General features: G+C 52.2%; 16 protein-coding genes. 9 read left to right on the forward strand and 7 right to left on the reverse strand.

From position 1 onward, the window contains the following. Positions 1 to 70 precede the first annotated feature (70 nt). A complete protein-coding gene (gene msrP, locus ACQ0MK_RS00200) occupies positions 71 to 1,039 on the reverse strand; it encodes a protein-methionine-sulfoxide reductase catalytic subunit MsrP (RefSeq protein WP_430474303.1) in 969 nt (322 codons plus the stop codon). Positions 1,040 to 1,272: 233 nt separating this feature from the next. Between msrP and ACQ0MK_RS00205 the strand changes: the two genes are divergently transcribed. The 7 genes from ACQ0MK_RS00205 (at position 1,273) to ACQ0MK_RS00235 (ending at position 8,197) form a co-directional block, all read left to right on the forward strand. Continuing rightward, entirely contained in the window at positions 1,273 to 2,166 is an 894-nt protein-coding gene (locus ACQ0MK_RS00205; RefSeq protein WP_430474304.1) for a LysR family transcriptional regulator, read from the forward strand. An 88-nt stretch (positions 2,167 to 2,254) separates the two neighbouring features. After that, positions 2,255 to 3,118 (forward strand): putative hydro-lyase, encoded by an 864-nt coding sequence (locus ACQ0MK_RS00210; protein WP_430474305.1) that lies wholly within the window; start codon positions 2,255 to 2,257, stop codon positions 3,116 to 3,118. Between the two features lie 26 nt (positions 3,119 to 3,144). Continuing rightward, positions 3,145 to 4,197, forward strand: a complete 1,053-nt coding sequence (locus ACQ0MK_RS00215) for a TRAP transporter substrate-binding protein (RefSeq protein WP_430474306.1) — start codon at positions 3,145 to 3,147, stop codon at positions 4,195 to 4,197. A 30-nt stretch (positions 4,198 to 4,227) separates the two neighbouring features. Beyond that, on the forward strand, positions 4,228 to 4,776 hold the full coding sequence (locus ACQ0MK_RS00220) for a TRAP transporter small permease subunit (protein ID WP_430474307.1): 549 nt from the start codon (positions 4,228 to 4,230) through the stop codon (positions 4,774 to 4,776). Next, positions 4,773 to 6,053: a TRAP transporter large permease gene (locus ACQ0MK_RS00225; protein WP_430474308.1), complete on the forward strand. Its 1,281-nt coding sequence runs from the start codon at positions 4,773 to 4,775 to the stop codon at positions 6,051 to 6,053. The genes ACQ0MK_RS00220 and ACQ0MK_RS00225 overlap by 4 nt, the downstream gene beginning before the upstream one ends. Positions 6,054 to 6,182: 129 nt before the next feature. Continuing rightward, positions 6,183 to 6,866, forward strand: coding sequence for a DUF2848 domain-containing protein (locus ACQ0MK_RS00230; protein WP_430474309.1), 684 nt, complete (start codon positions 6,183 to 6,185; stop codon positions 6,864 to 6,866). Between the two features lie 56 nt (positions 6,867 to 6,922). Beyond that, on the forward strand, positions 6,923 to 8,197 hold the full coding sequence (locus tag ACQ0MK_RS00235) for an amidase (protein WP_430474310.1): 1,275 nt from the start codon (positions 6,923 to 6,925) through the stop codon (positions 8,195 to 8,197). An 82-nt stretch (positions 8,198 to 8,279) separates the two neighbouring features. On the opposite strand, the gene ACQ0MK_RS00240 is transcribed toward ACQ0MK_RS00235, so the two are convergent. The 6 genes from ACQ0MK_RS00240 to trxB form a co-directional block, all read right to left on the reverse strand. Continuing rightward, the gene (locus tag ACQ0MK_RS00240) at positions 8,280 to 8,750 is read right to left on the reverse strand and encodes a Dps family protein (RefSeq protein WP_430474311.1); all 471 of its coding nucleotides are present in this window, start codon (positions 8,748 to 8,750) and stop codon (positions 8,280 to 8,282) included. Between the two features lie 171 nt (positions 8,751 to 8,921). After that, the gene (locus ACQ0MK_RS00245) at positions 8,922 to 10,997 is read right to left on the reverse strand and encodes an elongation factor G (RefSeq protein WP_430474312.1); all 2,076 of its coding nucleotides are present in this window, start codon (positions 10,995 to 10,997) and stop codon (positions 8,922 to 8,924) included. Between the two features lie 903 nt (positions 10,998 to 11,900). Then, the gene (locus ACQ0MK_RS00250; protein WP_430474313.1) at positions 11,901 to 13,292 is read right to left on the reverse strand and encodes an adenylate/guanylate cyclase domain-containing protein; all 1,392 of its coding nucleotides are present in this window, start codon (positions 13,290 to 13,292) and stop codon (positions 11,901 to 11,903) included. A 1,141-nt stretch (positions 13,293 to 14,433) separates the two neighbouring features. After that, positions 14,434 to 15,357 carry a LysR family transcriptional regulator gene (locus ACQ0MK_RS00255; protein WP_350047017.1) on the reverse strand — a complete coding sequence of 308 codons (924 nt, stop codon included), beginning with the start codon at positions 15,355 to 15,357 and terminating at the stop codon, positions 14,434 to 14,436. Positions 15,358 to 15,374: 17 nt separating this feature from the next. After that, positions 15,375 to 15,629, reverse strand: a complete 255-nt coding sequence (locus ACQ0MK_RS00260) for a hypothetical protein (RefSeq protein WP_430474314.1) — start codon at positions 15,627 to 15,629, stop codon at positions 15,375 to 15,377. A gap of 80 nt (positions 15,630 to 15,709) precedes the next feature. Continuing rightward, complete coding sequence (trxB, locus tag ACQ0MK_RS00265) at positions 15,710 to 16,660, reverse strand: thioredoxin-disulfide reductase (RefSeq protein WP_350042531.1); 951 nt, start codon at positions 16,658 to 16,660, stop codon at positions 15,710 to 15,712. A 346-nt stretch (positions 16,661 to 17,006) separates the two neighbouring features. On the opposite strand from trxB, the gene ACQ0MK_RS00270 reads away from it, so the two are divergent. Beyond that, the gene (locus tag ACQ0MK_RS00270; protein ID WP_350042532.1) at positions 17,007 to 17,492 is read left to right on the forward strand and encodes an Lrp/AsnC family transcriptional regulator; all 486 of its coding nucleotides are present in this window, start codon (positions 17,007 to 17,009) and stop codon (positions 17,490 to 17,492) included. Positions 17,493 to 17,804: 312 nt separating this feature from the next. Then, complete coding sequence (locus ACQ0MK_RS00275; protein WP_430474315.1) at positions 17,805 to 18,173, forward strand: hypothetical protein; 369 nt, start codon at positions 17,805 to 17,807, stop codon at positions 18,171 to 18,173. Positions 18,174 to 18,182 lie beyond the last annotated feature (9 nt).

An 18,182-nucleotide genomic window follows, 5' to 3' on the forward strand; every position in this document is an offset into this window, starting at 1 on the left:
CGATAGATACAACAAAGGCCGGATAAATATCCGGCCTTTGTGTCGTTTGGCGGGGTGTAACTTTACGCGGTTACATAAACAGCTTTTCGTTTTCCATACCCTTGTAGATATCAGCGACATAATCGCCATATCCGTTGTAAATCTGGGTCGGGACGGACTCGCCGTTATTGAGCAGGCGTTCTTGTGCCTGACTCCAGCGCGGATGCGGGACTTTGGGGTTCACATTGGCCCAGAAGCCGTATTCATCCTTATTCAGTTCTTCCCAGAAACTGACCGGCCGTTTGTCGGTAAAGGTAATGCGCACAATCGATTTGATGTTTTTGAAACCATATTTCCATGGTGTCACCAGACGCAGCGGGGCGCCGTTCTGTTTGGGGAGTTCTTCACCGTAAATGCCTGTGGCGATCATGGTCAGTTCGTTGGTGGCTTCTGCCATTGACAGGCCTTCAACATAGGGCCACGGATACCAGAATTGACGCAGGCCCGGCATGGTTTCCTTTTGGCTGGCGGTTTCCATTTCGACATATTTCGCACCTGAAAGCGGCTTGGCAAAATCGACCAAGGCCTTCATCGGGAAACCGGACCATGGAACCGTCATTGCCCATGCTTCGACACAACGGAAACGATAGACGCGTTCTTCAAGCGGCATCTTGCGCACGAGGTCTTCGAAATCGATTTCAATCGGGTTTTCAACCAGACCGTCAATCTTGACGGTCCATGGGCGAACGTTCATCGCCTGGGCTGCCTGAGAAATTGATTTGTGCGATCCGAATTCATAGAAGTTGTTATAGGTCAGTGCCTTGGCTTTTTCGGTCATTTCGCGATCAACCGTATAGGCGGGATTGCGTGAAACCGGATAAAGGTCGGCGGTGGTGCCGGTCCCTTGTGCCAATGCGTTGCCAAGCGGCAGGCTTGCGGCCGTTGCACCGATGGAGCCTGCGGCGATTCCTTTTAGGAATTGCCGGCGGTTTTGGTAAATCGCCTGTGGTGTTGCATCACGTTCAGGGATTTCCCAGCCCTTTTTACGGCGTATCAGCATGTCGTCCTCCAATTGCGCTAGACCCTAATGTCCTTGGAAAAGGGGCTTCGGGCAAGTCACGCATCAGTGATCGGTTGGTGAAAAGCTATTCGTTTCACCGTTCTGGTTGGAAAGTCATACGGTCTGTGTGCGCAAAATGATCAATCTTGTGATCAAATGATCATGCGAAGTGATCAGATCGAAGGTAAAGTGATCGACAATAGAATACAGCAGAATAAAATAGGATGGTTTGCGTGTTTGAATTCAAAGACATCGAGATTTTGCAGGACATCGTTAAGGCGGGCGGGTTTCGTGCAGCGGCACAGAAATACAACCTGTCGCAATCAGCGATTTCTGCGCGTGTATCATCACTGGAAAAGAAACTTGGCATGATGCTGTTTGATCGCAGTAACAGGCAGGTGCGTTTGACCGCTGCCGGGTTGCGCTTTATCGAAGAGGCACAGCGGCTTTCGCGTGCACGTGATCGCATCTGGCAAGAATTAACCCATCCGGGTGAGCTTAGCGGAACAGTCAGAATAGGGGTCGCGGAAACCATCGTTCATACCTTGCTAACCGACATGCTCAACACGTTGAAGGACGACTTTCCCAAGGTCAGATTTGAATTGTCAGTTGATACGTCCGGGCAGCTTAGTAAGGCGCTGAGCGAAGACGATATGGATGTGGCGATTATGTTGCGCGAATCCGTTCCGCAAGGCGCGGTCGCAGCACCTTTGAAGCCAGTTGAGCTGGGCTGGTACTGCGCTGAAGCAACGGATTTGGAAGATAGGCCATTGTCGTTAAGTGATCTGGCACAGCATGCAATCGTTACATTCCCAAAGGGAACACCGCCATTTCGGGAGATCGAAAGTATCTTTGCCGCACCTGATATTTCGCAACCGGCACTACATGGGTCGGCGTCGCTTTCAACCGTAAAGCATTTGGTGGCCGGGGGCTTTGGAATTGGGGTTTTACCAACACTTATGGTCAAGAATTCCGAGTGGGACGAGCATATAAAGCCGATCCCGGTATTGCCGGAGGCATCGCTTACGGCATTGCATTTTGTGATTGCCTATTACCCCGAGCGGAACCGTGAAATCGGGGCTGCGATCCAGGATGCTGCAAGATTGTCAGATCAAATTGATCGTTAAATGCGATCATAAATGATTTATAATGATTACTTGACAAGATCGGTTCTGTTTCTCAATCTTTAAAAAGAGGCTGAGAATGGGACCAACAATGAACGCATCAAAAAGTGTCGCCCGTTCCGTTGATAATATTTCGAATGACATTTCGCTGATCGCGCCGCAGGCGTTGCGAAAATTAATCCGGAGTGGTCAACACACAGGAACGACAACTGGTTATGCATCGGGATATCTACAGGGTAACCTTGCGATCCTGCAGGCTGACTATGCGGACGAGTTTTTGCAGTTTTGTGCAAAGAACCCCAAATCATGTCCGTTGATCGGCATGTCCAAACCGGGGGTGCCTAATATTCCGGAACTGGGTGCTGATCTTGATATTCGCACCGACCTTCCGGGGTATCGCATTTTCCGGGGCAGCACCGATTACACAAGTGTCACTGACCTTACCGACGTCTGGCGGGATGATCTGGTGACGTTCGTTTTGGGATGCTCGTTTTCGTTTGAAGCGGCGATTACGCGCAGTGGTGTTCGGTTGCGCCACATGGATGCAAACCGCAATGTACCGATGTATGTGACAAATATTAAAACCACCCCGGCCGGGCGTTTCCATGGTCCGCTGGTGGTGTCGATGCGATCTTTTGCGCCCGGCGATGCGATCCGGGCGATCTTGTATTCCGACAGATATCGTCTGGCCCATGGTGCACCGGTGCATATCGGTGACCCGTCGCAGATCGGTATCGCGGATATCATGAAACCGGACTTTGGAGATGAACCCGTCATGAATGAAGGGGACATTCCGGTTTTCTGGGCGTGCGGAGTCACGCCACAGATGGCAATCCGCAATGTGTTGCCGGATTTTGCCATTACCCACGAACCGGGCCTTATGCTTGTGACCGATGTCCTTGCGGAGGCTGCGGAATTTTCCCTTCAGACAACACCTGAAGCAATTCAAATATAAACGACTTATCAGAGAGGACTAATCGAATGAAAAAGATGGTTTCTTCCCTTTTGGCGGTATCCGCACTTGGTGCTGGTTTTGTCGCCAGCCCGGCATTTGCCGAAGAACTTTCGGTTGTCGGTAGCTGGAGCAGCCTGCCGCTTTATAAACAATACGAAAGCCCGTTCTGGACCGAAACACTGCCAGCGGATTCCAACGGCGACATCACCGTTCAGATGACCACCCATGATCAGATGGGCGTTGGCGGCGGCGACGTGTTCCGTTTGCTCAGCGACGGCGTATTTGATGTTGCCATGACAGTTGGTGATTACGCAGTTGGCGATGCACCGGAACTTGAAGGCCTTGATGTGCCGCTGGTGGCAAATACCGCAGCCGAAGCACAAGCCATGGTCGAAGCAGCACGCCCGATGGTCGATGACATCTTTGAAGCACGCTTCAATTCCAAGGTTCTTGCCATTGCCCCATATCCGCCGCAGGTGGTTTTCTGTGCTGGTGAAGTTGGATCTATTGCCGATCTGAAGGGCAAGAAAGTCCGTGGTTCTGGCCGTATGACGACCAAATTCCTTGAAGCACTGGGTGCGACGGGTGTGAATGTGGCGTTTTCCGAAGTTCCCGGCGCGCTTGAACGTGGCGTGATTGATTGTGCCGTTACCGGTGCCGGTTCTGGATATAGTGCTGGTTGGTGGGAAGTTTCCGATCACTTGATGACAATTCCGCTGGGCGGCTGGGATCCGGTTGTAACGGCGATGAACCTTGATAAATGGAATGGTTTGTCGGCTGACACCCAGAAATTCATTACCGATGAAATCACAGCCAAATTCGAAGCCCCTGCTTGGGCATCGGCTGCCGATGCATTGAAAAACGATGTTGCTTGCCTGACGGGCAACGGCACCTGCCCGGCAGGTGATCCTGCCAGTATGACGTTGGTTGAAGTTTCCGATGCCGACGTTGCACAGGCAAAAGCCATTCTGACCGAAACCGTGCTTCCGGAATGGGCGGAACGTGCCGGTGACGAATGGGTTACACGCTGGAACGATAGCGTTGGCAAAACGGTCGGTGTTACCGTACCGCTGAACTAAGTTTCAGCAATTGGCGGAGAGGCCGGAAAAGTGACCCATACAATGCTTGCGGCCATCCGCCGCACAAACCGCTTCATCGCGCTGCTCGTCGGACTTGTTCTGACGGGCACCGTGATCCTGATTATTGCAGAAATTTTGCTGCGAGAAGTCGGCATATCGCTTGGTGGTGCCGAAGAAATTTCTGGATACGTTATGGCGGGAGTTGCCAGTTGGGGGATGTCATATGCCCTGACCGAACTTGCCCATGTGCGTATTGATATGATCCGGTTGCGTTTGCAAAAACGCGGGCGGGCGTTGCTTGATCTGATTGCGATTGTCGCCCTTGCCGGTGTGGCATCCCTTGTTGCGTTTCAAAGTTGGCCGGTGCTTGAGAAAACCATCGAACGAGGGTCGCGGGCCAATACGGTGCTTGAAACCCCGCTTTGGATTCCGCAGACGATCTGGCTTTCGGGATGGATCTGGTTTGCGATGTCATCGTGCATTCTTGTGATTTTGACATTGGTTTTGTTGATGCGTCGCGACTTTGATCAGGCCGAAGCCCTTGTCGGTGCGCGCTCCGAACTGGAGCTTGAACAATGATTTTTGCTGTAACGGCTTCACTTCTTGGGTTCCTGGCCTTGTCGATCCCGGTCGGGATTGTTTTGTTCCTGCTTGGGATCGGGGTTGACCAGTTCTTTACTCCGTTTCCGCTTTTGCGCGGGCTTGGTCAGGTGGTTTGGTCTTCATCAAACTCATCGACCCTGATTGCCATTCCGTTTTTCATCCTGTTGGGTGAAATCCTTGTGCGCGGTGGGATTGCCGAGAAAACCTACGAAGCATTGGATAAATGGTTTTCGTGGCTTCCGGGGGGCTTGATCCATGCCAATATCGGAACGGCAACAATGTTTTCGGCAACATCGGGGTCATCTGTTGCCACGGCAGCGACTGTTGCAACGGTGGCGATGCCGCAAGCCGAAAAGCTTGGCTATGATCCAAAACTGTTTTCCGGTGCGATTGCCGCAGGTGGAACGCTTGGCATTATGATCCCGCCGTCGATCAATCTGATTGTTTATGGGTTCCTGACAGAAACATCGATACCGCGCCTGTTTTTGGCGGGTTTGGTGCCGGGTCTTGTGATGGCGGTTGTCTTTATGCTGGTGACGGTTGTTCTGTGTAAGATCAAACCATCCCTTGGTGGGCAAAGCCGGTCCTTTAGCTGGGCCGATCGTATCGGCAGTCTTCGCCATCTGATCCCGATCCTGATCCTGTTTATCGCTGTGATTGGTTCGATCTATGCCGGTTGGGCCACGCCGACGGAATCTGCGGCTATCGGGGTTGCGATTGCGATGCTTATCGCGGCCTTTAACCGGGGTGTTTCCAACGACATGATCAAAATGTGCCTGCTTGGAACGGTTCGGATTACCGCGATGATCATGCTGGTGATTATCGGGGCCTATTTCCTGAACTTTACCCTGACCGCAGCGGGCATGGGGCGTGAACTTAAAGACCTCTTGACGGGACTTAATTTCAGCCCGATGGGCACCCTTATGGTCGTGATTGCGCTTTATATCGTGCTGGGTTTCTTTATCGAAACCTTGTCCCTGATGGTGGCGACCATTCCGATCATTGTGCCGATTATGACCGGTATGGGGTTCGACAAGGTCTGGTTTGGCATTCTTTTGATCGTTCTGATTGAGATGGCGCTGATCACTCCGCCTGTGGGTTTGAACCTTTATGTTGTGCAGGGGGCCCGAAAATCAGGACACCTTTCCGAGGTGATGCTGGGCACGATCCCGTTCGTCTTGGTGATGTTGGCAATGATTGTTGGTCTGATTTTCCTGCCTGAACTGGCACTTTTCCTGCCGGACTATCTTTAGGGCCTAAGTGTTTTCGTTAAAGACAGCAATTGGCTGACGGACCGGGATATTTCCCGGTCCGCCCCCCCCTTTGAATTGTGCCGGGCATTAGCACCGCAGCACAGAAATCAAAAAAAGTGAGATCGAAAAATGCAGATGACATTCTCCCTTGCGGGTGCGGAAATTGATTTTGATATTGTCCATTGTACGGTTGCCGGTTGGACCGGTCGTGATGCCAGTGCCATTCAGCACCATATTGATGAACTGGCCGCGATTGGCGTGAAGCCGCCATCAACTGTGCCGCTTTATTACCGCACCGCATCGGGCATGGTGACCCAGCAAGATATGATTGAAGTGGTCGGTACCGGCACATCGGGCGAGATTGAGCCATTTCTGATTGCAAAGGATGGCACGCTTTATCTTGGTCTGGCATCAGACCATACCGACCGCGAACTTGAAGCCCATTCGGTCGCACTTTCCAAACAGATTTGCGAGAAGCCTGTTGCTGCGGAAATCTGGTTGTTTAAAGAAGTAAAAGATCATATCGAACAGATCGAAATGCGGTCGTGGATTCAGGAAAAGGACGGTGATGACTGGGTGCTTTATCAAGAAGGTAAAATTGCATCAATCCGGCCTTTGACGGATCTGATTGAGGGTGCTGGCCTTATGAACACAGCGGGCAAAGGCAAGGCATCGGTGATGCTGTGTGGTACCCTTGGGGCAAAGGGCGGTGTGCGCCCGGCGCGTCGTTTCAAAATGGCATTACATGACCCTGTACTTGATCGCACCATTGAGTCCGCCTATGACATTAATCAACTGCCCGAAATCGCCTAGATATTAGGCGTGCCTTGGTGTGCAGACAAAAAACATAACAGGACGGAGGCCGCCCGATGGGTGCGATGATCGATAAGGCACAGGCAGCAATCGACAAGGTCAATGATCTTGGCGATCTGAAAGATAAAATCTTTACCGAGTTTAATCCGGAACGGATTTTGAACGCTGCCGGGCAGGCGGAAGAACATGCTGCGTCCCATCCGGACCTGCCGCTTGCCGGGATGTTGGTGTCGATCAAGGACTTGTATGACGAAGAGGGCGTTGCGACAACGGCGGCCTCAAAGCTTTTGAAGGACCGTGCACCAGCAAACGATGATTGCGATGTCGTGCGTCTGGTCAAGGACGCCGGAGCCATTCCATTCGGGCGCACCACGCTGAGCGAATTTGCCTATTCCGGTGTCGGGTTGAACCCGCATTACGGCACGCCGGGGAACATCTTTGACCCGGAAGGCATTCCGGGCGGGTCGACATCGGGCGGTGGTTTGACGGTCGCACTTGGTCTGGTTGATTTCGCATTGGGTACGGATACCGGTGGGTCGATCCGCATCCCGTCTGCGATCAATGGTCTGTATGGGTTTAAGCCATCACGCCTGTCGGTTCCGGGAACGGGCATCCATCCGTTGGCCAACAGTTTTGATACGCCCGGACCGCTTGCCGGTGATCTTGAAACAGCCATTTCTGTGTTTGAGGTGATGTCAGGTCAATCGGTTCGCGCAGAAACAGGCGATGACCATGTGCTGCGTATCGGGGTGCCGGTCAGTGGGTTTGTCGAAGGGCTTGATGCGCGGGTAAAAGATGATTTTGCAATGGTATGTGCGCAGTTGCAGGCTGCCGGACATGAATTGGTCGAGATTGATCTCGGCTTTATTTCAGACAACGCAATCCTCAGTAAAATACTGGTTTCGTTCGAAGCCCATAAAATCTATTCCGGTGATTTCGACAAACTTGAAACCTGTGGCGATCCGCGCGTTTTATCGCGGATGAAATTTGCCGATACTCTATCCAAGGATGAAGTGATTGCGGCCTATACCAAGCGTACGGATCTGGTGTCCTGGTTCGGTTCTGCCATGGCGGATGTTGATGTGATGATTGCGCCGACCTTGCCGATCATGGCCCCCAAGATTGTCGAGGTTGAAGCCGACTTTGATAATCTTAATGCGATGATGTTGCGCAATACGGGCTATCTCAACCTTGTGGATGCCTGTGCAATTTCAATCCCGGTGCATGTGGTTGGGCAAGCAGTACCGGCAGCATTGATGATTGCCGGTCCGCATGGACAGGATAAAGCGGTTCTGAGCGCAGCACGGATGATTAATCCGCTGTTTGGCTGATGTTTTCTGATCACCATGCGAAAAAAAACGGCCCGGAAATCCCTGGCCGTTTTTTTGTTCAAGGAGTTGCGTCTCGGTTGGCTTAGCCTTCGAGGAGGGAGCGCAACATCCAGGCGGTTTTTTCATGAACCTGAATGCGGGTGGTCAAAAGATCGGCTGTTGCGTCATCGTCCGAATGATCGCAAATCGGATAGAGTGAGCGCGCGGTTTTAATCAGCGTTTCGTGACCGGTAACCAGCTGTTTGATCATGTCCTTGGCCGCGGGCACGCCGGTTTCTTCCTCGATCGAGGTCAACTTGCCATAGGCAGAAAAGCTTGCCGGGGCAAAGGTACCCAATGAACGGATACGTTCGGCGATTTCATCAATTGCCATGGCAAGTTCGGTATATTGTTCTTCGAACATGGTGTGCAGGGTCTGGAACATCGGACCCGTGACGTTCCAGTGGAAGTTATGGGTCTTGAGATACAGCGCATAGGAATCTGCCAGAACGCGGCCAAGCCCGTCGGCGATTTCGGTGCGGTTTGTTTCGTTAATTCCGATATCAATCTGCATTTGTGATCTCCTTTCGTCGGGGTGGGGAGCCCCCGAACGTTTACTCTCTCAATCTCGTTAAAAAGAGTATCGAACATAAGAAAACCTTACGCCAATCAATCGTTTATTTATTTGCAATAGATCAATTCTATTACAAAGAGTGTGGTTATTTCGGTGGGCCTTTTACGCGATCTATTTACCGGCCTTCTTATGTTGCGACACCACGATATCGGCCTGTTTTCCGGTAAGTTCCTGCATATGGGAATATGACCGGGTGAAAAAGCCCGTGCCCTGGGTCAGGGATCGTAATTCAGTGACCATATCGGTTGTTTCCGATGTTGGCATCTGGACGTCTATTTCATCCCATCCCTGCCAGCCATCTTTGGCGTTAAAGCCAAGAATTTGACCACGTCTGGTGCTGACAAGGCGCTGGGCCTTGGAGGTGAAATCAGACGGGATTGATATCGTGCATTTATCAACCGGTTCTAGCAAAACAGCCCCGGCATCCTTGAGCGCCTCGCCAATGGCAATGCGCCCGGCCATCTGGAAGGCCTGATCGGAACTGTCGACAGCATGAAAAGATCCATCGACCAGCTTGACCGCAACATCCACGACGGGGAAGCCAAGCGACCCGGACCGCAATCCATCACGGACACCTTTTTCAACGGCCGAGATATATTGCCGCGGGATCGCACCGCCGACGATCTGTTCGCTAAATTCAAAACCGGCACCGTGTTCTTGCGGGCGCAGTTCAATGGCAGCATCGCCAAACTGTCCATGGCCGCCGGTTTGTTTTTTATAACGGCCGCGTGCGGATGCAGGTTTGCGAATGGTTTCCTGATAGCCGGTTAAAACCGGTTTGGGGGTGATTTCAAGATGATAATGATCGGCCAGATGGGCCATGGCGCATTGCAGGTGAATATCGCCCTGACCAGACAGAACAAGTTGCCCCGTACTTTCGTGATGGCCAAAGCTGATGGAGCGGTCCTGTTCGCAAAGATGGCGTAATGCTTCGCTTAGTTTGACGTCATCGCCGGGTTTTGTGACCTCCAACCCGGTTTGATAGAGCGGGGTAAGTGGGTCAGGCCACAGGGTTTCCATTTCCCCATCATGATTGACCAATGATCCGGTGCGGAGTTTTTCCATCCGTGGCAAGCCAATGATGGCACCGGTGACGCCGTGATCCAGTTTTTCATGCTTGTCGGCAAAGAGGGTGCAAAGGCCAGATACCTTGTCCGCCCCCAGTGGATCGCCATTTTTGATCTGCCCCGACAGGACGCGGGCAAAACAAAACCGCCCGGCATGGGACAGATGGGCGGTTTTGAAAATCTGCAGCACGGTCTGGTTCGGGTCCGGATCAATGCCCAGACGATGGGCGCAGACATCGGATGCGGGAGCCTCGTGACGGAGCGCCTTTAACAAACGAATGATGCCATGATCGCGTTCGCCCGATCCGAAAAACACCGGCACGATCAGGTCATTGGCCAGATCGCGTTCAAGATTGTCATAGATGGTTTCGGTCGCCGGGGTCTGATCTTCGAGAATTTGTTCAAGCAACCCGTCGTCAAAATCTGCCAATGCTTCAAGCAATCCGTCACGGGCTTCGCTTTCGCGAGTCTCAATGGTTGATGGCATCGTGATCAATTTGGACGGTTGCCCTTCAAGATACTGATAGGCCCGTTCCGATACAATATCGACAAAGCCGGTGATGGGCTCGTCAGGAGAACTGCTATCGCGGATCGGAATTTCACGCATCACCAAGGGGCGTTCCGATATGGTTTGAAGGGCGGCAAAGCTGTCGCGTAATCGAATAGCGGTATTGTCGGTTTTGTTGATGAAAATCAGATGCGGAATACGGTTGCGATCAAGAAACTTCAAGGTTGGTGCGACAGTCATCACCCGGCTTGGATCGGGATCGACGACGACAATGGCAACATCGCAGATCAGTGCCGCTTCGCGTGTGTCCTGGGCAAAGTCGACGGATCCCGGGCAATCGATAAAGTGCCATTCTTCGCCAAGATAGGTGGTTTGGGCACAGGTAAGTTCGGTGCTCATTTCGCGCGATCGGGATTCGGGGCTGTTATCGCCAACGGTATTATGGTCGCGAATGGACCCCTTGCGGTGGATGCGCCCCGTGGCGGCAAGCAGGCTTTCAAGCAAGGATGTCTTGCCGCTTGAATAGGGGCCGATCAGGGCGGCAACGCGCGGCGGATGCGCCGTCGTTGCGGAAGGTGGTGTGGTTGATGTCGAACTGGCATTGCTGGGCATTGGCATCTCCTTGATCAGGAAGACCGATATCCCACGAAGCCTGCGGTAAGCCTGTTGGTGGCTTCATGTCTTGCTGTCACGAACAGCAGCCGGTCTGGACGTTTCATGGACGTTTCAGGTGCCCGGTTTTGTCCGGGTTGTTTTTCTGGGGATATTGCTTTGGCAAAGGCACGTGCGGCGCGTTTTGTTTTGGGCGCGCTGGCATGCGATCATTCCGGGGAAAAATAGCACAAGTTTTACATTCCCTCACACGCCCCATAAATAGATCATGGCTGAGATCAATAGTATCAAGGGGTTGGTGTGGAAGTGCCTTTATTAAACCATAATTCGCCCTGAAATGGTCCCATGAGGCCTGTTTTCCTGCCTTGATTATAGGGCAAATTCATAACTGTCAGCCGAGGATGCGGTCAGCAAAATTTGTCCCCCCTCACGATGCTGGATCGGTTTTATCAGGTTGTTCCCCCACCTGAAATGCCACGGCTGGCTCGGTCTCCCCAAGACCAAGATGACCCCGAATAGTGGGGCGGGTTTTATCCCGCCCCTTTTTTTTGTGCGTTTGACATCTTGCGGGACGCCCCAATTGCCCCATTTTGCCCCCAAATGGTCATCAAACACCGATTTTTGAGCCCCAATTCGTCGGCATATTCCTAACTGTCGGATGCGCAAACATCGATGCAGTGCCCTCCCTCACGAGCATCGAGGCCCGCTTAAGGATACTCTCTCCCCGAAGTATCCTTTTACCCCACGGGCAAGGCACCGCATTCGACCGGTCTCCCCAAGACCATCTGTCCCCAAGCCCGGGCGAGCTTCCAGCTCCCCGGGCTTTTATTTTCTCTATTCGAGAAACCCCGGGGTAATCTGTGTTGCATGATCGAGATTGGTGCTGCGCGCTTGTACGCGGGATTAGCTGGTAACTTTGTCTGTGACGTGGCTGGCAGCTTGGGCGGCGTTCTGATCTGAAAGCAGTGCGGGGGAAATGCTAAACACCCGTGTTGGTGCTTCACGACCCCGCACAGTGACCTCACCGCGTGGGGTCCATTCGGGAATGTCGGCGTGATCGCCGCAGGTTTGCACGGTGTCCTCGGTCGCCAGAACATAGGTGTCATATTGCTTGTTCAGGGCTTCAAGCCGTGCGGCAATATTGACGTTGTCGCCATGGACCGTGAAGGTCAGGCGGTCTTCGGACCCTATCGCGCCAATGACGATTTCACCGCTATTGATGCCGCAACGGGTTTTAAGCTTTTCACCAAAACTGTAGATCCGCGTATTGGAAATTTCCTGAATGGCCAAAGCTGTGCGGATGGCGTTCAAGGCATGGTCGGAATCGGGTTTGACGGCATTATACGTGATTAGCATGGCGTCGCCTTCGAACTGGGTGATGACACCGCCAAACCGGGTAATCACTGCGTTGGTTTCAGTGAAATACTCGTTCAGCATTGTTGCCAGTTCTTTCGGGCTGAGTTTTTCAGAAATGCCTGAAAAGCCTTCGATGTCGGTAAACATCACCGTTGCCGTAACGGCTTCACCATCGCCGGGTTTGATTTGCTGTTTCGCATGGGTGATGCGATCGGCAATTTCCGGGGAGACAAACCGCGACAGGTCACGGGCGAGAATTTCGTCGCCGACCGCGCGGATGAAGGATCGCTTGGCGCGCATAACCGCAATGGCAAGGACAACGGACACCAGAATAATCGCAATGATCTTGTCAATCTCGGCCCCGATCAGGAGGGAGTTTGACGTCAGATAGGTGACATAGTCACGCGTGATCATGCTGGTTCCGCCTTCGCTCCACAACACATACCCCGTAAGGGTAATCCAGCCGATTGCGGCCGTACCGCCAGCAATCAGAATGTAGCGCGGGTCAAAGCGCAGGCTGCGCAATGAAATGAAGATGAAGACATACATCACCGTCGGTGCTTTGAGATAGAAGCTGGCGGGTTGCATATACTGGATATGGAAGCTCCAGATCAGCACCATCAAAAGCCCGATATCGGCAATGACCGACAAGGTCAGAAACCAGTTGGTCAAGGCATTGCGATAGGCCAAAGCCAGTCGTTTCAGTGTGAACAGATAATACAGACCAAGCGCCCAGGGTACCGGGCGGATGTCGTCATTCATCGCGGTTGTTGGCGAGATCGCATAGAGGCTGGCAAAGATCGTCACCAGTAAAAGCTGAACCCAGCCGATCAGCTTTTCGCTTTCGGCCTGTTGCTTTTCGATGGCGGCCTGAACCCGTTCGGGAAGATGGGCGTCGGTTTCTTTGCCAAACAGGAATGCGCCAAGGGTGCTTCTCATTGCCAACGGGCTCCTGGTTGCGATGGTCGGGCAGCGCCCGGGCAATATCATTGACGCGATTGTGAAAGGTTACAAGGCCCTTGCCAAGCAAAGGCGTCATGGCGATTGATCACGGTTACGTGCTGATCACAAAGCGATTTCTGTGGAGAATGCATGGTGCCGGGATAAAAAGGCAAAAAAAAGCCGGGCAACAAATGTGCCCGGCAAGTTTATCAGGGAGGCTTCACGTCTGGGAGACGTAGGACCCTTCGCAGGGCCCTGGGTATGCCGGGCTGGGAGCCCGACAAAGACCGAGATTCGGTCAGGGAGAAAACTCTGTACCACGGTGCGGTGTGTACCGCTGTGGTTCGAGAAGGAAGATAGCGTTTTTGACGGGAAAGACCACTGCCAAATTGCTCTTTCAGCCATGCAAAATATGCATAAATGTTGGGCGGGGTGAATTATCGATATAAATCATTGAAAACAAATAAATTTATAAGATTCTAATGCACGGGGTTTCGGCGCGGTGTGTAAAGCAGCAGCAGGTTTGTTGTGCAGGAGCACAAAAAAAATGCCGGTAGCAGGGGGGTGCTACCGGCAAAGATCAACAGGGAGGTTTACGTCTGGGAGACGTAAGGAATCTTGGGGGAGATTCCAATGCCGGATAACGTTCCGACGGACGGATCATGCGGTGATCAGTGAAGGTGGAGCGATATCGCTTTCGCGTCTGCTCACAACCTATGATGCAAATATAGGTGGACTTATATGGCATTAAAAATAGAAAAATGTCAGATCAACCATGCATAAGATGCATGGCAGAAAAAAGGCAGTAATTTTAAGGATTTATGACCAGCCCCGCGTCTGGCGCACCCAGATGCCGATTGTAAGATCGATGTTTGGCGGTTTTAGGTAAGCGTTTTTGCATGAAGCCTTGGGTGAAACCGCGCAATGGGCCATGCAAAAGCATTGTTCATGCCGCAATGTCGCGGCGAGGGCGGCGATAATCAGGTCGCCACTGTGCATCTTGATTGATCAAGGCTGCTTGCCCGATGCTTGATACAAGCTGTTCTCTGGCGCGACTCATCTTCAAGGGAAAGGGCGTGTAACGCAAAACGGCCCGGCAAATGGCCGGACCGCTTATAGATCGATGTGATCGATATGCTTATTTCTCGCTGGCGGCCTTGGCGGCGGCGGCCTTTACCTTGACCTTGGTGATTTCTTCGATCAGGAAGTCACGGAAGACGGCAATGCGTTTGGAATGGCGCAGTTCTTCGGGATAAACGAAGTAGGCATCAAAGCTTGGCCCTTCGAGTTCCGGCAGGATGCGCACAAGATTGCTGTCTTCTGGCACCAGATAATCGGGCAGTGCTGAAATCCCCAAACCGGATTCTGTCGCACGGAAAATACCATAGATATTGTTCAGCTTCAGGATCGGGCGCATGTCCGGTTTGAACTGCTGGGCGGTTGCCATCATCCAGTTGACATTTGATACCGGCGGGCGGGCATCCGCACCATAAATGATCAGCCGGTGATCTTTGAGATCTTCGGGTGATTTGGGGATGCCGTATTGCTTGATATATTCCGGCGATGCAAACACGTGATAGCGCAAGGTCATCAATTGGCGCTGAACCAGATCGGCCTGACGCGGGGGTTGCATACGGATGGCAACGTCGGCCTCGCGCATGGCAAGGTCGAGTTCTTCGTCATTGAGAACCAGCGACAATTCGATTTCCGGGTAGCGTTCAAGGAAATCGTTGATGCGCGGGGTTAACCATGTTGAGCCAAAGGCAACCGTGGTGGTGACCTTTAGCGGGCCACTTGGGCGTTCCTTGGATTCGCGAATGCGGGCTTCGGCCATCGACAATTTGGCGAAAACATCATGGGCTGTACGATATAACAGCTCGCCCTGTTCGGTCAGGATAAGGCCACGGGCGTGACGATGGAACAGCGGAACTTTGACACTTTCTTCAAGTGCGCTGATCTGTCGGCTGACAGCCGACTGACTCAGATTAAGGTTTTCCCCTGCATGTGTGAAGCTTCCAGCTTCTGCAACAGCGTGAAACACACGCAGTTTGTCCCAGTCCATAGACCTGCTCCTAGATCTCACTGCCGCACGGTCGCTGCGTCAGTCCCCTGATAATACTTATCTTCTTTTATGGGCAATTTGGTTTCAACACTGTTAAGTGCTTCACATAAACTGCACAAACGCATGATTAATACCCAATATGAGGCCTGTAGCATTTTCTGCAAGCAGGCATTTTCCCAAACGGAGCGTTCCCAATATTGTATTTCTTGCAAAAAGTCAGGTAACCGGCGGGATCGGAACAGATTAAAACCATTAAAAAAAGGAGAATGCATTTTGCACCCTCCTTGGCATTTTCGCGATCAATATGCTGATATCTGCAGGGTTTCTACCTGCTGGCTATCCTCAACGCTGATCAGTCATCCTGTTCAGCAATGAACTTTTCAGCTTCAAGGGCGGCCATGCAGCCCATGCCTGCGGCCGTAACGGCCTGACGATAGACTTTATCGGTCACGTCACCTGCGGCAAACACGCCTTTGACATTGGTAACGGTGCTGCCGGGATTGACCAGAACATAGTTCTCGTCATCCATATCGACCTGACCTTTGAAGATGGCGGTTGCCGGATCGTGACCAATGGCAACAAAGAAGCCGTCTGCCGGAATATCGGTGACAATATCGGTTTTGATGTTGCGAACGCGGACACCTTCAACACCATCCATCGGGCCATCACCGCCGAGAATGTCATCCACAACGCTGTCCCAGACAACATCGATCTTTTCGTGTTTGAGCAAACGGTCCTGCAGCATTTTTTCGGCACGCAGTTCATCGCGGCGGTGGATCAGGGTTACTTTGGAGCAAATACCCGCAAGATAAAGGGCTTCTTCAACGGCGGTGTTGCCACCGCCAACAACCGTTACCGGTTTGTTGCGGTAGAAGAACCCGTCACAGGTGGCGCATGCCGACACACCGCGGCCATTGAATTTTTCTTCGCCCGGCAGGCCAAGCCAACGTGCCTGTGCACCGGTCGAGATGATGACCGTCTGGGCAATATAGGTATCGCCAGAATCGCCTTTGCAGACGAATGGACGTTTGGAGAAATCGACTTCGGTGATCAGGTCATGAACCATTTTGGTGCCGACATGCTCGGCCTGTGCTTTCATCTGATCCATAAGCCATGGACCCTGAATAACATCGGCAAAGCCCGGATAGTTTTCGACATCCGTTGTGATGGTCAACTGACCGCCCGGCTGAAGCCCCATCACCATCATGGGTTCAAGGTTGGCGCGTGCCGCATAAATAGCAGCCGTGTATCCAGCAGGGCCGGAGCCGATGATAAGGACTTTGGTCTGATGTTCCTGAGCCATGTTCTTTGAGTTCGTCCGAGATAAATGAAAAACTGGGCTCGAACATATGGGCTGATCGGGCAAGACGCAACCGCTTCACGCAAAGTTCGTCGGCCTTTTTGCCGTTTTTGGTATGGCGCATTTTTACGGTTTTAACAGGTAGTTTCGCCGTGGTTTTGCAAACCGGGTTTAAGCCCCTGAACAGAAGGGGCGAAAACCGTACAAAAAGCGGATTTTACTGCATTTTCAGTTACGGCATCCAAGCACAAGATTGCATTCTTGATTGGATTATATTATTGCCAGCAACATGCCTCGCTGTAATATTGTTTCAAACGGGGTAACTTTCGCGCACAGAATCGAGGAATAAATGCAACGGGTCAAACTCGACAAGATCGACCGCAGAATCCTGCGCGATCTACAGGAAGATGGCCGCATGACCAATGTGGAACTTGCACGACGTGCAGGTATTTCGGCCCCGCCCTGTTTGCGTCGTGTGCGCGCACTTGAAGAAACCGGATTTATTCAGGGCTATCACGCGGATGTCGATGCGCAGGCACTTGGCTATCACGTCACGGTGTTTGCGATGGTTGGTCTGGCCAGTCAGGCAGAACATGATTTGCGCGCGTTTGAAGCCCGTGCTGCGGCCTGGCCGGAAGTTCGCGAATGCCACATGGTCGCAGGCGAGATGGATTTTCTGTTGAAAATCGTCTCCCATAGCTGGGACGAATACCAGAAATTCCTGACCACTGAACTGACCGTTGCGGAAAACGTCAATCACGTCAAATCGGCACTGTCGATTCGCACCGCGAAAAACATGCCCGGCGTTCCGATTGATATCGAGGTTGAAGATTGAGCATTGCGCACAGTCTTACCTCGGCTATCCTAAGCCTTATAAAGATGAAATGCAGTTAGAACCGGCGCATGTAAGCGCCGGTTTTGTGCATCTGATACTCTTTTCCCGACATCATTGGTCCGTTCAGAGATCCAGTCCGTATTGCTTGAAGTGAAAATCCTGATCCGGGTGTTTCACGTTCTTGGCGTGCGAATATTCGTCGATACTAAACGTATGGATGAATATCCTTGTAAAGATTGCCCGATAATCATACATACCTTTATACCTATACTAATGGGTTGGTCTCATATTCAAGGATGGTAATTAGAAGCGTTGAAAAAACTTCAAATTACAGAGCATGACCTGATCATGGATGGCCATGGATGGCAGGGAATTTTACCAACAATGGCGTTTGCGCTTTTGGGGGTTTTTCTGCTTTTGGTGCTGTCTTACAGGCCGACAGAAGATTTGACCGGGGTCGGCATGGTTTTCCCGTTTTCCATGTCTGAAGATGAAATCCTTATGCAGGTTGGCGCTGCGGGTGGCCGCGTTGCGCGGTTCGGCGGGTTTGGCCATATGGCTGTCGTTGTTCGCGATGATGGTGAGATGGCCAAGGCTTCCGATTTCGGCGCAATGTTTGCCCTTTCACCGCTGATTTTATCAGCGTGTTTTGATACCGACGAAACCAACAACGCCTTTTGATAGCTGGGT

Origin of the sequence: Thalassospira lucentensis (genome assembly GCF_050516545.1) — a bacterium.
GTDB lineage: Bacteria > Pseudomonadota > Alphaproteobacteria > Rhodospirillales > Thalassospiraceae > Thalassospira > Thalassospira lucentensis_C.